The sequence below is a fragment of the Luteibacter sp. GL_149 genome (assembly GCF_057834065.1).
In genome coordinates, this window is the sequence record NZ_CM174395.1 from 916,234 (window position 1) to 931,705 (window position 15,472).

Annotated in this window: 10 protein-coding genes; 5 read left to right on the top strand and 5 right to left on the bottom strand. The window is 57.8% G+C overall.

The window, feature by feature from the left end:
- The first annotated feature begins 162 nt into the window (after window positions 1–162).
- Genes AC3IR3_RS04110 through gmd form a run of 3 tightly spaced genes read left to right on the top strand, consistent with a single transcriptional unit; the run spans window position 163 to window position 3,228 of the window.
- Window positions 163–1,335, top strand: coding sequence for a cystathionine gamma-synthase (locus AC3IR3_RS04110; protein WP_489195746.1), 1,173 nt, complete (start codon window positions 163–165; stop codon window positions 1,333–1,335).
- Window positions 1,328–2,251 carry a GDP-mannose 4,6-dehydratase gene (locus tag AC3IR3_RS04115; protein WP_489195747.1) on the top strand — a complete coding sequence of 308 codons (924 nt, stop codon included), beginning with the start codon at window positions 1,328–1,330 and terminating at the stop codon, window positions 2,249–2,251. The genes AC3IR3_RS04110 and AC3IR3_RS04115 overlap by 8 nt, the downstream gene beginning before the upstream one ends.
- Complete coding sequence (gene gmd / locus AC3IR3_RS04120; protein ID WP_489195748.1) at window positions 2,248–3,228, top strand: GDP-mannose 4,6-dehydratase; 981 nt, start codon at window positions 2,248–2,250, stop codon at window positions 3,226–3,228. Before AC3IR3_RS04115 ends, gmd begins: the two co-directional genes overlap by 4 nt.
- Window positions 3,229–3,284: 56 nt before the next feature.
- Here gmd and AC3IR3_RS04125 read toward each other — a convergent pair whose 3' ends face one another.
- The 4 genes from AC3IR3_RS04125 to AC3IR3_RS04140 all read right to left on the bottom strand — a co-directional run bounded on the left by AC3IR3_RS04125 (window position 3,285) and on the right by AC3IR3_RS04140 (window position 10,993).
- Window positions 3,285–4,181 carry a glycosyltransferase family 4 protein gene (locus tag AC3IR3_RS04125; protein ID WP_489195749.1) on the bottom strand — a complete coding sequence of 299 codons (897 nt, stop codon included), beginning with the start codon at window positions 4,179–4,181 and terminating at the stop codon, window positions 3,285–3,287.
- A gap of 230 nt (window positions 4,182–4,411) precedes the next feature.
- Complete coding sequence (locus tag AC3IR3_RS04130; RefSeq protein WP_489195750.1) at window positions 4,412–8,797, bottom strand: glycoside hydrolase family 99-like domain-containing protein; 4,386 nt, start codon at window positions 8,795–8,797, stop codon at window positions 4,412–4,414.
- Window positions 8,794–10,092, bottom strand: coding sequence for an ABC transporter ATP-binding protein (locus AC3IR3_RS04135; protein WP_489195751.1), 1,299 nt, complete (start codon window positions 10,090–10,092; stop codon window positions 8,794–8,796). Before AC3IR3_RS04135 ends, AC3IR3_RS04130 begins: the two co-directional genes overlap by 4 nt.
- A 55-nt stretch (window positions 10,093–10,147) precedes the next feature.
- Entirely contained in the window at window positions 10,148–10,993 is an 846-nt protein-coding gene (locus AC3IR3_RS04140) for an ABC transporter permease (RefSeq protein ID WP_489195752.1), read from the bottom strand.
- 297 nt (window positions 10,994–11,290) lie between these two features.
- Between AC3IR3_RS04140 and AC3IR3_RS04145 the strand changes: the two genes are divergently transcribed.
- Complete coding sequence (locus AC3IR3_RS04145; RefSeq protein ID WP_489195753.1) at window positions 11,291–11,848, top strand: hypothetical protein; 558 nt, start codon at window positions 11,291–11,293, stop codon at window positions 11,846–11,848.
- 26 nt (window positions 11,849–11,874) lie between these two features.
- A complete protein-coding gene (locus AC3IR3_RS04150) occupies window positions 11,875–14,073 on the top strand; it encodes an ArnT family glycosyltransferase (RefSeq protein ID WP_489195754.1) in 2,199 nt (732 codons plus the stop codon).
- A 4-nt stretch (window positions 14,074–14,077) separates the two neighbouring features.
- Here AC3IR3_RS04150 and AC3IR3_RS04155 read toward each other — a convergent pair whose 3' ends face one another.
- Entirely contained in the window at window positions 14,078–15,424 is a 1,347-nt protein-coding gene (locus AC3IR3_RS04155; RefSeq protein WP_489195755.1) for a CehA/McbA family metallohydrolase domain-containing protein, read from the bottom strand.
- Window positions 15,425–15,472: the final 48 nt, after the last annotated feature.

Sequence of the window (15,472 nt, forward strand, 5' to 3'; positions counted from 1 at the left end):
TCATGATGCCTTTTCTTGCTCTCATGGCCAAATTTGGCTGAACGGGAAGGAGGCCTCTGGACGGGATGTTCGCCTCGGGCGGCGGGGCCATTGGGTGCTTTCGAGGTAATATGCGCCTTTTGACCCTTGGCCCAGCCTGCGCCAGGACATTGGACGAAAACCATGACAGACGCCGAGTACACCACGAAGTACGGCTTGGGGACCCTTGCCATCCATGCAGGCCAATCGCCGGATCCTTCGACGGGGGCGATCATGCCGCCTATCTACGCCACGTCGACATACGTCCAGCAAAGTCCCGGAGTGCACCAGGGATTTGAGTATTCCCGGACACAGAACCCGACCCGCATGGCTTATGAGCGCTGCGTTGCCGGTCTTGAGGGGGGTGCCGCAGGGTTCGCTTTCGCATCAGGACTTGCCGCCGCCGCCACTGTTCTGGAGTTGCTGGACGCCGGTAGCCACGTCATTGCCATGGATGATCTCTATGGTGGTTCTTATCGTCTGTTCGAGCGGGTCCGCCGTCGCTCGGCGTCGTTGGATTTCACATTCATCGACCTGAACGACACGGCCGCTCTCGCGGCCGCCGTCAAACCGAATTCCAGGATGATCTGGGTCGAGACGCCGACCAATCCGCTGCTCAAGCTCGCCGATATCGAGGCGATCGTGGCTTTCGCCAGGCAGCACGACCTGCTCGTCGTGGTCGACAACACTTTCTGCTCTCCCATGTTGCAGCGCCCGCTCGCATGGGGGGCGGACCTCGTCCTGCACTCGGCAACCAAATACCTGAACGGTCACTCGGATATGGTGGGGGGGGTGGTTGTCGCCCGTACAGAGCAGCTTGCCGAAAAGATGGCGTTCCTGCAGAACTCGATTGGCGCCGTACAGGGACCTTTCGATAGTTTCCTCGCCCTTCGTGGTTTAAAGACACTGCATCTGCGAATGCGTGCCCATTGCGAGAACGCGCAGGCTCTTGCCGAATGGCTGACCGGCCGCGACGAGATCGAGAAGGTGGTATATCCGGGCCTGGCCGACCATCCCCAGCACGAGCTGGCGAAGAAGCAGATGGACGGCTTCGGCGGAATGATCAGTATTTATCTCAAGGGCGGTAGAGAGGCGGCAATAGCGTTCTGTGAGCGCACGAAGCTCTTTTCCCTTGCCGAATCGCTCGGCGGCGTCGAGAGTCTCGTTAACCACCCCGCCATCATGACCCACGCATCGATTCCCGCGGATGTCCGGGCCAGGCTCGGAATTAGCGACAATCTCGTCCGGCTCAGCGTAGGCGTGGAATGCATTGAGGATCTGAAGGCGGAACTCGCCGAGGTTCTCTCGCATGTCTGAGGTACCTGCCGGTGCCCGCTTGCTGGTGACGGGGGCAGGAGGTTTCGTCGGCCGGCATGTTTTTACAGCGCATTCCAGTGCTTTCTCCTCCTGGACCCTTGTGGCGGCGCCTGCTTCTTTCGACGTGCGTCAGGTGGCGCAGGTAGCGGATCTCATCGCCGATGTTCGCCCAACTGCGGTGCTGCATCTCGCGGCACAGAGCTTCGTGCCGCGGTCGTTCGCAAATCCGGTGGAAACGCTCGATATCAACGTGCTCGGTACGGCGAATCTTCTGCAGGGACTTTCCGCAACCGGGTTTGCCGGGCGGTTATTGTTTGTCAGCTCAGGCGACGTCTATGGATTGGTGCCGGATGCTGCGCTTCCTGTTAGCGAACGGCGCATGCCTGAACCGCGAAATCCCTATGCCGTCAGTAAGGTCGCAGCCGAGCAGTTGACGATGATGTGGCACCGGGCTCACGGCATGGACGTTGTGGTAGCGCGCCCTTTCAATCATATCGGTCCCGGTCAGGATACAAACTTCGCGGTCCCGTCGTTCGCCAGACAAATCGTCGATATGGCGGAGGGCCGAATTCCGCTACGTCTGGAGGCTGGCGACATCGACACGACACGGGATTTTACCGATGTTCGCGACGTGGTCGCAGCTTACGGGGCTCTTTTGATGTCAGGAGTTCCGGGCCGTATCTACAATGTAGCAAGCGGTGTCGAGCACCGTATGCGCGGTCTCATCGAGACCATGTGCAAGATGGCTGGTGTATCGCCAGAGATCGTGCAGGACCCAACCCGAATGCGTCCGGCCGAGCAGCGGCGAATGGTTGCGGACACCGCACTTCTGCAACAGGACACCGGCTGGTCGCCAGCCATCACTATTGAGCAAACCCTGGAAGACGTCATGAACGACGCAAGAGGCCGTGTATGAGCAATAACTCCAAATCCGCACTGATTACCGGCATCACTGGCCAGGACGGCGCCTATCTTGCGCAGCTTCTGCTTCAGAAGGGCTATGTCGTTCACGGGTTTCTGCCCCGTCGTAGCACCGACACATCCTGGCGTCTCCGTGAACTGGGCGTCGCGGACGAGGTGCACATGATCGAGGGCGATCTTTCCGATCTCTCGTCGCTCATTCGCGCGATGGAAGTGTCGAAAGCCTCGGAGGTTTATAACCTTGGTGCACAGAGCTTCGTCGGCACTTCGTGGCAGCAACCGCTGCTGACGGCGGACGTCGATGGCATTGGTGCCATACGCGTGCTCGAAGCTGTTCGCATCGTCAATCGCAATGCACATTTCTACCAGGCATCGACCAGTGAAATGTTCGGTCTTATCCAGGCGGAGCAGCAGGATGAGACGACGCCGTTCTATCCGCGCAGCCCTTACGGTGTAGCCAAGCTGATGGGGCACTGGGCAACAGTGAACTATCGCGAAAGCTACGATATGCACGCGTCCAGCGGCATTCTCTTCAATCATGAATCGCCGCTTCGCGGCATTGAGTTTGTCACCCGCAAGGTCGCGCATGCGGTGGCCTCGATCAAACTTGGTCTGCAGGCCGAGTTACGACTTGGCAACATCGATAGCAAGCGTGACTGGGGATTCGCTGGCGACTACGTGGAAGCGATGTGGCTCATGCTTCAGCAGCCCACTCCCGACGATTACGTCGTGGCGACAGGGGTCACCGTGAGTGTGCGCGATATGTGTGAACTCGCGTTCCGCCACGTCGGACTCAATTATCAGGATTTCCTGAAGATCGACGAGAAATTCATGCGTCCTGCAGAGGTCGATGTACTTCTTGGCAATCCCGCGAAGGCCAAGGCGAAGCTCGGCTGGCAACCTCGCACCTCGATGCCGGAGCTCATTGCGATGATGGTCGACGCGGACCTGCGGCGATTGTCGACGCGTTAAGCGGACAAAACAAAGGCCCCGGTGGGGCCTTTGTTTTTTTCGCGTCACTATTTGAATCAGGCAAGTTCGCGTGAAATTTCGGCGATGCGATTGCGATAACTCATGCCGACGCGACGATAGCCAACCTTCTCGCGGACCATCTGGCCCGCCCGTCGCCCCAGCTTACGGCCGAAGCTGTGGTCATCGACGAGTCGTAGCATGTACTTTGCGGCGTGTTCCGCGTCGGCGTCAGCCCATACCTGTCCTTCGTGGTGTGGGTACTCTCCTGCCTGTACGGGTACGAGCTTGTAATCGACAAGCAGCGCCGATTTGTCGTCCATGAAATCGAGGTTGCCGGAATATCCGGTGGCAATCAGCGGTTTCTCGAGATACATCGCTTCGGCGAGGCCGCGCCCGAAACCTTCGGATCGATGCAACGATACAAAGCAGTCGCAGCAGCGGATCAGATTCTTCACTTCGTTATCGGTCACCGTCCGATCAATGAGGACGATGCGTCCGTGATAAGGACGAATCTCTTGCTGGAGACGCTTCAGCGCCTCAGGGTCGCGATCGCTACCGTTGACCTTTACGATGAGGCAGCAATCGGCGGCAGGTCGTTCTTCCAGTAACCGCTGAAATGCGCGAATGACGGCTTGCGGGTTCTTCCGAGTCGCGTACGAGCGGAAGTCGAAGAAGAACATGAAGGCGTACGAACTTTCCGGGATCCCAAAGTATCGCCGCGACAACAGTGAGCTTAAATCGACTTCGCAACTAACAGGCAGGTGATGCAGGGGAGGGCGTACGCGCCCTTCGAGTGCATCGGCTATGAACTTGGAGGGTGCCCAGACCTCGTCGAAGCGATCGATATGCGGAACCCATTCGTCCGGAAAGTGGGAGAGTTCCCAGTTCGGATAAATGATGTTGTAAGCCGCGTCGAATGCATTCGAGTTCAGGGTCGCGAGAGAGGTCGTCACCTCGTTCGCATTCAAATGAAAGACATTGATTCGCCCAAGCTTACGGGTAATCGCCGCCCCGAATTCGCGCTGTGCGTCTGCCTCCGGGGGGTTCGACTCAAAGACGTCGAGCAAGCCTGGGCGTACCGCGACGGAGCGAAGCGCGCGATAAGAGCATCGCAGACTTTCGCCGCAACCGATCGGGGCGTAGGGGTGTCCTACCAGGACGGTGTCGTATGTCATCGCGGTCTTCATCCGAGCGAGTACTTGTTGGCGCGTACGAGATAATCGGCGTCTAGCGCATTTGCATGCGCTTCGAGGAAAGTATGTCCAAAGCGACGATCTGGCTCGAGATATGCGCCTTCCGCCCATTCGTTCCACGCATTGATGAAGACGAGTCGTTCATCGCCGCTGAACTGTTCTTTCGTACGGTCTACGGCCTCCTCCAGCCACGCCTGGAAAGCACCCGGGGTGGACGACTGGAAGGTATAGCTATTGTTCTGGCGGCGTGCCGTGTTATCCCAGCCGGGCATGACTCCCATGAACCGCTTGTATGCCGGCAGGTCGCGACTGGCGTAGGTTACGGCGATATCGCGGTAGTCGGCGACGGCACCCTGAAAATCCGGGTTCAGCGATGGCGAATCGACGACGATAGGCTTGGCCATGCCTTGTGGCGGAAATTCCACCGCGGCGTCACAGCCCATGTCGGAAGGATTGACGCCCGATGCAGCCAGTTCGAACGACTCCACCTGTGCAATGTAGATTTCTCCGATACCTTCCTCGCGACATACGTCGCGCCAGATTCGGGCGGTCCGCGCAAAATTCGGGAATAGCGCGATCCGGTAAATCAGGATCAGCGGCTTTCCGTCGATCCGAATGTAGTTCGGACTGCGGAAGTAACGCATCAGATCGCGAATGACGGCGAGATCGTCATCGTCGGAATGCTTCTGTGCCATGAGAACCTCGTTCTCCTGGCCATCCCATCGACGAGTCCAGTTCTCGTTCGCCCAGCAGAGGCAAAACGGAAAATCGGGTTTCCCCGATTCGAGCATCTGTTCGATAGGGCGCTCAAGAAGGCGATGACCCGCGAACCAGTAATAGTAAAAACAGAATCCGCCAATGCCGTAGCGACGTGCGAGTTCAGCCTGCCTTTCCATTACCTCGGCAACGCGGAGATCGTAATAACCGAGGTCTGCCGGAAGGCGCGGCTGGTAATGGCCCACGAAGTTGGGCCGAGCCTTGGTGACGTTGGTCCATTCGGTGAAGCCGGGGCCCCACCAGACGTCGTTCTCGGCGATGGGGTGAAACTGGGGAAGATAGAATGCGATTGTGCGCACACTATCCATTCGATCCAGATCTTCGCGCCAGCGGGACGAGAACGTATCCAGATTGCGCGCAATGCAGCTCAGTTTATAGTCGCTCGGCAGAGTATCGGACGTTCGGCTGAGATGATGAACGACGGTCGCTTCGGCGCAGTACACAATGCGGCGATCTTCAGCACGCAGGCGCATGCATAGATCCGAATCCTCGCAATACGCGGGAACGTAGGCAAGATCGAAACCACCAAGACGATTGAAGTCTTCTCGCCTGACGAGAAGACACGCGCCGCTGCAATAGTCGACGTCGCGTGTATAGGAGTAGCGAGGCAGATCGGGCTGATCGTTCAATCCGACCAGCTCGGCGCTGCCGTCACGATGAATGCGCGTCCCTGCCTCCTGCAGCCAGCCGCTCGGATAGATGATACGGGGGCCCACGGCACCCACGGAGGCATCGTTGTCGATGCACTTCACCATGGCGTCGAGCCAACCTTCCGTGACCTGGACGTCATTGTTGAGCAAGAGCAGGTATGTGCCTCTGGCCTCGGCCGCGGCACCGTTGCAATTGCGCAGGAACCCCAGATTCTCAGGCTGGGTCACCACGCGAAGGTTCGGAATCCCGCTCAGAATTTCAGCCGTTTCGTCCGTCGATGCGTCGTTGGCTACCAAAACTTCGAACGAGGTGAACCTCGATTGCGTTTGCGCGATGGATGCGAGGCACTCAAGCGTCGTGATCAACTGATTGTAAACAGGAACCAGGATCGTTACCGCCGGTTTTGTGGGCAACGCGGGAAGGCGGACCTTGGCTGCGGCATCGCGCGCGCTCATGCCGCTGAAGTCAAGCAGCTTTTCAGGCTTCGGTTTCCTCGTTTCGCGACGACCTGCAATTTCGGTTCTTATGCGCTGCTTGACGCCGTCGTAGTCGGCCCACTCGCGCACACCGTCTGCTTGCCAAAGAACATTTTCAGCGGGTTGATTTCCCTCGGCATAAATAGACAAGGGCTTTCCTTTGCCCGGGCGTGAGCTTACCGATGGGCCATGAGTGCCTTCGTAGGCGCGCCAGCGCTGGTAAGCACCAGTACGACTAAGAACGGGGGCCCCGATCTTGAAGATCATCCCCTTCATTGTTCTTTTTTCCGCAGCCGAAAGAGGCATGGCCTTGTATATAGATCTTGCGGAGGATGCGAGTACTCGCCGTGTCCTGCCACGCACACCTCGCGCTACCCACGCGGCAATACGCATGGGCGCCGTGAGTTTCCAGCTGCGTGAATGCAGGACGCGTTGCAACTCAACGTCGCGTTCGCGCACATGCTGTTGCATGGCGAAGTTTTCTTCGATGAGACGGTTGATTTCGTCACGGTCTTGAGTCAACAACGCTGTCACCCGGGCACGCTCGGCATCCCACAAGTCATAGGCTGCAACAGAATCCACGGATACACCATGATTCGCCGCCTCTTCTTTACGGGCGCGTTCTAGTTCGAGATGCAGCGTCCGCTGCGCTTCGGCGAACCGTTCGTTCGCATCGGCAAGTGCCGTTTCCGCATCAGCTACGGCGCCAACGAATCGGGCCGATTCTTCGGCATGACCCGCGAGTACTCTTTCGACTTGCGGTAATAGAGTCAGCGTGTCGCGTTGGTAGTCGTCGATCGAAAGTGAGGGCCCCAGGTCTTGCCGTACCTCGGCAAGCAGAGCGGTTTCCGTGTCCAGATAGCTGTGAACCAGAACGGTGGTCAATACCAGCCCCCGATGGCGCAGAAGCGCGGACAGAAGCGTTGCCACGTGAAGCAAGCGAGGTTCCGCCGGGAGAGCGACCCCAAGCATCCCGCCAAGCGTGAGCTTGATCGCACGAAACGTCAGGTAGCCGAAGGTTATCGGCGACACGAAACCCCATTCAAGATCGAAGAAGCGTGCCTTGCCGCCTTCGTGCACGATAAGATTGCCAGGGACCGCGTCAAGCAACCCCGCCGGGAGTGGCGTATCCATTCGTAGGTCGTCAGTGGAATCTATGCCTTCGATGAATGGTATCAGCGCCGCCGCCCATGTATCGAGCCATGCCCCCACTTCTGCAAGTGTCCAGCCCGGGCGGGTGATGATGCGTTCAAGCTGTTCGCTCCATCGCAGGCCGGAGAGATAGGGCTCATCAGTTATGTGCTGCTGCAGGAGTCTGGAGTTGGATACCGCGTCGGGGCAGAGTCGAAACCTCTCGACCTCGACGAGACCGCCGCGCAGCATGAATTTTGCGGCTTTCTTGAAAGGGGCGGCACGTTCGACAGAATACTGTTCCGCGAGAACGCCCGGTGCCACTGTTGCGAATGAGGCTGAATGCTCCGAGCGGCCGGCGAGTACGAGAAAAGAATTGGCCATGTCGTACAGGAGGCCATTTCGTCCTATCACCCCGAACGCGCGATTGAGCGAAAATAAAGGCGTGTACTTGATTTGCTTGTCCGAGCGCGAGGCTTGTCCGGCAAGCGATGCGGCGTCGAAGGTACGCTCGTTCTCGGCGGCTGGAAGGACCACGCTGTGCGGAAGTTTATAGTCGGGAAGAGGTAGCGCGAATTCCGTTCGCGCGAAGCCGGCAGCGTGAATGCGTTCCTCGAGTTCCCTTTTTCCGAATGTTACGACGGAGCGTTCGTTGTATTCGTCCTGGATGCCGGCCATGGAGCGGCCCAGATGATCCTCCGGGATACCTGCGAAGTACTTCAGGCCAAGCTGGTTCTCTATGGCGACGATCAGAACGCCGTTTTCCGTGAGCAGATCGCGTGCTTTACTAAGAGTTTCATGGATGGGATCGGCACCAGGCGTGTATACGCGCGAATACTCGAGTACACCGATGAGTGTGACAATATCGAAGCGATCGGTGGTGGCAAACGCATCGAGGCTTTCGTTGATTACAGCCACGCGCTCAAGATCGCGGCAGCGAGCCGCTGCGATCGATGCCCTGCGTGCGCTTCCCTCTAGTGCGACGACATCTGCACCGGCCTCGCCTATGAATCGCGTAATTGCTCCACAACCTGCGCCAATCTCCAGAACCCGGGCTCCGGCGAACATGTCGGTAAGCGAACGTAGTAAATTGGATCGGACCGCACTGAGATGGTAGATGGACGGCCAGTCGGTCTGGTGCTTCTCGAGCTCTTCGGAGAAAACAGAGACGTCCGAGCTTCCCGAAATCGCGCGTGCGATTCGCTGCTCCACTTCGTCGCCATCGGAATAGCCGAAGGCCGGCGAGGCACTGCTGTTTCTCACCCAGACCTGGTGGGTGGGGTCTGGCGAGTAACCGGCACGATCCAGAACCTGCTGAGCGTAGGCGGCATATGCAGTCACAGAGACAACTCCTTTGCGTCCATTCGGACATCAAGCATGGCTAGTCCAAAGAAACCTTTGCCATTTATGTTCAGGTGAATCGAATCGTAGCGTCGATCATGCGGAACTACTTCTTCGCCGTTGTGACTCGCCACGCCTACGGATATGAAATAGTCGCCAGGCCCCAGGCGACATTCGATGTCGAACGCGAGTCTTACATGATTTCCCGTCCGACCAAGCGAGGGTGCGAAAGCTATGTCCGCAAGCTCGGAATTGGTACCGAAGACGGTGATGCCATCCTTGGTCTTGACCGTAAGGCCGAAGATTGGACGGGCGATGTCCTGGTGGAACGAGACGAGCAGCGACAGGCGCATCGGCGTGCCGGACTCGACGGTGGAGGGTTCTTCACCATCAAGCGTCATGAGACGGAAATCGACAATCTCAGCGACGCGATCTCCCCAACGGTACTCGTACGGATTGTAATTGGGGCGCAGCTCGAATTTGCCGCCCAGAAGTTCGTCGGATGCACCTTGCTGGGACAAATCGGAAGGTAGCCGCTCCGCGGCCGCGCGAGGCGTGGCGTCGCGCGATTTGCCGAAGAGTAGGTCCAGATACGTGTGTACCACGTCTTTCGGGCGTCCGTCCTGCTTGAGAAATCCATCGTGGAGGAGAATGGCCCGATCGCAGTGCGTGACTATTTGTTCGGTGGAATGCGAAACGAAAAGAATGGACGTGCCCGACTCCTTTAGCGAGTCGAGTCGGGCGAAACATTTCGATTGGAATTTTGCATCACCCACCGAAAGTGCTTCGTCGACGATAAGGACGTCGGGCTCGACCTGCGCCTGCACGGCGAAAGCAAGTCGAACGACCATGCCGCTGGAGTACGTCTTGACTGGACGGTTGACGAAGTCGCCTATGTCTGCGAACCCGAGGATCGCATCCATCCGCTGATCGATTTCCGCCGCGCTGAGGCCGAGAACGGCAGCGTTGAGCCGGATATTTTCCATGCCTGTGAATTCGGGATTGAAACCGGAGCCGAGTTCGAGCAAAGCGGCGATTCGACCGGCGACGGAAATCTCACCGGCAGTTGGCTCAAGCGTGCCGGCGATCATCTGGAGCAGGGTCGATTTGCCCGAGCCGTTGCGACCGACTATGCCGACGGTCTCCCCGCGGCGAACTTCGAAGTCGATACCATTAAGTGCCCAGAATTCCTTGTAGTTCCGTCGTTCGCGCAGTTGCCCGGCCAAACGCCTCGCACCGACGCCACCGGCGATGCTGGCGACGCGTGGATAGAACGACTGCACCAGACGGTGCATCGGACTTTCGTAGATGTTGTAACACTTGCTGACGTTGCTGACGCGGATGGCGATCTCAGAGGACATCGGCGAACCCCTTGCGCGTGCGCTGGAACCACCAGAAGCCAGCGTTTGCGAAAACAAAAGCACCCGCCGTGAAGCAGAGCAGCGTGAGCCAGTCGGGCTGTTGGCCCAGGATCAGAACTTTGCGCGACTCGCCCATAAGGAAAGTGAGTGGATTGAGATAAAAAAGACGTCGGAAACTCTCGGGGATCGCGGTCACCGGATAGAACAGCGGTGACAGGAACATCGTCATCATCACCAGATGCCCGACGAGTTGACCGATATCGCGTAGATAGACCCCGAGGGCTGAAAGGAACCAGACCATTCCCAGCACCATCAGACACAAGGGAAGGAAGACAAAGGGAATAAGGACCAGGGTGGGCGGTGGCAACCCTTTCATGACCACGAAGGCGGCCAGGAGTACGATGAAGCTGATCGCGCTCTGGAACAGTCCGGAGCCCACGACGACGATGCTTTGGGCCTCGAGAGGAAATACGATTTTCTTTACGAGATTGGGTGCGGAGGTGATGAGTGCAGGTGCCCGGGTCACGCTCTCGGAGAAGAAATTGAACACCAGCATGCCAGCGAACAGCATGAGGGCGAAGTCGGCGGGATCGGTATTGGTTCCACCCCAGCGCATGCGAAAAACTTGACTAAAAACAAAGGTATATATCGCAAGCATGAGTAGGGGATTCAGTACCGCCCAGACCATGCCAAGGGCGGATCCTCTATATCGGCTGGCGATATCGCGGCGAATCAGTGAGCGAATCAGGGCGCGGTTGCGCCATGCGAGCGAGACCATCGCCACGGGGCCAGCACGATGCCGTGCGAGGGATGGAGAAAGAGGTGTTTTGGTCACGTAGCTACCTTGGAACCTGCGCTCCAGCTCGGTCGTCTGGCTTCGCTGCGGAATGGGCGACCCTTCATGATACCGACCGGCAGGTGCTGATTGCACGCCTGGGACTCAGGGGCTAAGGGCCAGTTAAGCAGCGGACGTCATCGATCGGCGATATTCGTGCAGATTTGCGTCGCGGCGCACGATCTTGCTGGTATCGGAGCCGATTCATCGCTGATAATGCACCGGCTCGTCGCCATTGGCCGAACAGTCTCACCGGCAATGATCCAGCTGCAATGGGCATCCGCTTAGGAAGCTAACGTGTCTACACTGCTACGGCGTTTTCTGGGCGCTGCTGTGTTCAGTTCGTTCGTCGTAGAGGTTGCCTACGGAACAGGGGCGGCACGGGGCATGAGTTCGCTCCCCCCAGCGGGGCGTTCCAGCGGTCTTGAGCGCTTCTTCGGGAATACCGGCAACGTGCGCTTATCCGACAAGTGCAGCATTCAGTATATCGACGACGTTTTGATTCAGGATGCCAGGCCTCAGGTAGTCGCCGCACGGTCGTTTTCGGTCCATGGGTGGGTGGTCGACGAGGTTGCCGGCCGGGTGCCGACCCAGATAGGCCTGATATTACGTTCCACGTTAACAGGCGCTGTGTGGGAGCAACGCATCTATCCACTCTTGGAGCGCCCTGATGTTGTCGGCTATCTTGGTGGACACCAGGCCATGTTGCGAAGCGGTTTTGTCGCTTACGTGAACACGGCGGGCCTTCGGCGGGGGCAGTATCAGTTGATGATTCATTACAAGCGCGGCCACACCGACGTGATCTGCGACAACGGACGGTCGATTCAAATCGGCTCACAAAAGCCGGCCGCCTGAAGCGGCCACGCAGGAAAAGAAAACGGATGCGTATATTCGACAAGCACAGTTGGGCGGCACGAGTCGCCTTTTTTCCGGCACTCCTCGTTATAGGCATTTTCATTGCTTTCGCCACGATGACTCTGCGTGTCGCATCGGTCGGCTCGCCGGTGATGGGTAGCGACGAGTATGCGTACTTTCAGACTGCGCATTACGCGGACGAACGAGGCGAGCTGTACAACTTCGACCGTAACATGCAGCAGGTAGACAATGAGTTTTACCCATTCCTGTATACCGCGTGGTCGTCGGTCTCCGACAACAATGCGGCTACTGTGGGACGGCTACTGAATTCGCTCACGTTCTGCGTCAGTGCGTTGCTCCTGTTTGCGATCTTTGCCCGCCTGTTCGATCGGAGAGTGGCGCTCATAGCTGCACTCGTTTATCTCGTTCTGCCGTTTTCATTCTACGCAACCACTCTGTTGCCAGAGGTCGAATTTCAGCTCTTCGTCTATGTCCTGGCATATACATGGGTAAGGTCCAGTCCGCGAATCTCGCTCAGGGCCGTACTTCTCGGTGCATGCATAAGCGCAGTCGGTTACATGATCAAGCCGCATGCAGCCGCGATCCTCCTTGCATCGGCAGCCTATCTTTTCCTCATGGGATGCCGGTACAGCGATGGTGCGTTACCTGCTCGTCTCTGGGCAGGTTTGTGGCGACCGATTCTCTACGTAGCCGTTACGCTCATCACCGTCAAAGTCCTGCGCCGGTTGCTGGACCCTGTGGGCGAGGGGGCACTCGTCGCCAGTTTCTACAGTATCTACCTGAAGCGTTTGCTCAATCCTCAGTACCTCATCGAGAGCTTGGGTTCCATAGGTGGCTACTTTGCCGGTCATCTGTGGATATTCGTGATTCTCTTCGCTCCGGGCGTGGTCGCTTTGTGCGCCGGGGTGTGGTTGTGGCTAAAGACAGCCCGTTCTGAATGGAGTCGTTCCGATCGGCCCCTTGTCGCGATTGACGACAGTACGCGCGCGCGGACGGACTTCGCGTTGTTTATGGTGTTGTTGATCGTTGCCATGTTCAGCATGATTTCAATGTTTACCCATGCTGCGTCGGCAACGAGTACGTTCGAGATCGGAAGACTGCACGGAAGGTATCTCTCTGCACTCATCCCTTTCGTCATGAGTTACTCGATCTGGGCGGCCTTCCGGCCATCGCGACGCTTCGTCGCGATCGTGACTGCCGCTATCGCTTTGTTCGCGCTGGCCGCCTTCATCGTATGGGGCCGTTTCTATTTCCGCATTTTCCCTTGGGATTATCCAGACGCGTTCGGTCTCTTCTCCGTGATACGGGGAGGTTGGGCGTTTGACGGAGTGCTCGCGTGGCCCATGAAAGTTACCTGCGGGCTCGCTCTGGTTTGCTGGATGGGCTATGCGGTGTTCGCACGAAGAGCAATTTTCTATGTCGTGTTCATTGTCGGCGCTATGCTCGTGGCACACGTACAAATGTCGAGGTGGCTGGTAGCGCAGGATGCTTCCACTCGCGAGATCGTCGAGGATGGAAAGGCGATACGCACCTTCCTTGGTAATGTTCCCAATGGATCCGGCGTGGTCGTGACAACCGATCGCTTTGGGCCGGCGTCCTTCCTGCTGGCTTCTCTCGACGCGCTGCAGCACGTGGTCGTCATTGTTCCGGAAGCGATAGTCAGCCCAAGTTCGCTTCCACCAGGTGTGAGCTGGTTGATTGTCGACGGTACGACGCGTGTGGCCTTACCGGATACGGCCGAACTGCGTTTCGGCCGCTATCGCCTCATTCTTCTCGATGGTCGCTTCCAGTGGCCCGATATTCCCGAGAAGCAGGAATGGAAGGGGGAGCCTCTCTTCATCGATACGTCGACTCGCGGTAATCATACGGCCCTGCATGGATTCAACGAGCCGGAGGGGTGGGGTAGTTGGTCGGCGAGAGAAGACGCTTACGTTGCGCTACCGGCCGTGGTATCAGGTCCTGTTCGGGTCAGTTTCTTCGGGTGGGTACTCGATCCATCCGCCGGTCCGCTATCGCTTGGCATGGGTGATTCCGTAAAGAATGTCACCCTGACTGCGGCAGGTGTCGACTACAGCGTTGAACTGGATCCGACAAAGCCTTCGGATCGCCTTTACTTCAAGGTTGCTGGCGTCAAGATGGATGGATCCCGCCGACTCGGTGCAGCGGTAGCCCGCATACGAGTCGAAAGGATCGAGAAGCATTGAACAGTCAGTTTGACGTGGCGCTCGTCGATCGCAGAGTTGCTGCAATTCGCATAGGTACGAGGGGTTGAGTCCATGCGCGCCTGGGCGGTTCGCCGGGTGAGGCGGCGGTCACCGTTGCACGTACGTAGAGTTCCTTGCCGGTAAGGTGGTAACTGGCATGACTGCCCGACACCACAGCCATGTCCCTGCCGATTCGCTCGGAATACGCCCCCGTTGTACGGCGCAAGGCACCGTTTTCGTCGGGAACGCTACGTGGCGCTGCATCAAGCGATTCCCCGGCATCGGTTCCGATGAAATGGGTTTCATAGGTGGTACCTGGCTGCGGCGATATGTCGATGGAAAGCGTTTCGGCATCCTTGTCGAAATGGATGTCCAGCAAGGTCACACCGGTACTGGCGTAAAAGTCGCCACGATTCATTGCCTCGATTAACGAGGTGACATCGAGGGTGTGTGCACGCACCATGATCCACCCACGTCCCGGTGCAGGACTATGTGGCGTGTCGTCGTGGTAACGATGGCTATCGTCTGATGCGAGACCCAGGATAGGTGTCAGGTGCTCGCGACCCATACGCAATGTATTGGCGATATCCCAGAGTTTTTCGGACGAGACATGATTCGCATCACCCTCCGAACGAGACTGATAGACGGCGTTATAGATCTCGATGAAACGTAGCGAATCTATTTGTGCCAAGTCCTCAGCAGTCACGGCCCAACCGAAATTCGGATGATTCACTGCGGCGAGGGTGGGAGCGCCCGCACCCTCTCCCTGAGAGCGAATTTCCTCCAGCACGGTCGCGATGCCATCCGGTACGTTCGAAAATGTTTCGGATTTAATTGAGGTACGCAGATTCGCCGCAGTCAGATGCAGAGGGGCGCCGCCGGCGACGTCGCTGATCTCCTCAGCCGGAATGAGCAGGAATTGTCCCGCAATCTCGATTGAGTGTCGGTATTCCGGCAACGGGCGAATTCGTACTTCGAGGGGATTTCCGTCGAAGCCTACCCCACGCGTAACATCCTCTGCGTCGCTAAAGCGGTGGAGGTAGTTCGCCAGGATCGACACGGTATCGGTTTTCGAAGCGATCTCGTCCGTGGGTATCCATAGCGCCCCCTGTTGGAGACGATCATGGTCAGAGATTGCAAGAAAGTTATAGCCATGATCCCTGTACCACTCGGCAACGAATTCAGGGAATTCATCGCCATCGCTCCATAGCGAATGGCTGTGCAGATTGCCCTTCCACCAGTGTGGTGTGTCGTTGATCGCGGGTCGAACGGTAGTGCAAATCAGTATGGCGAGTACTGACGATACAAGTATTGCGAGTGCACCGCATAGCGGTGCTGGGTTGCGACTCACGACAACACTCCTTAGTGAAGTCGATCTAGGTCCGTGGGATGCCGCGGA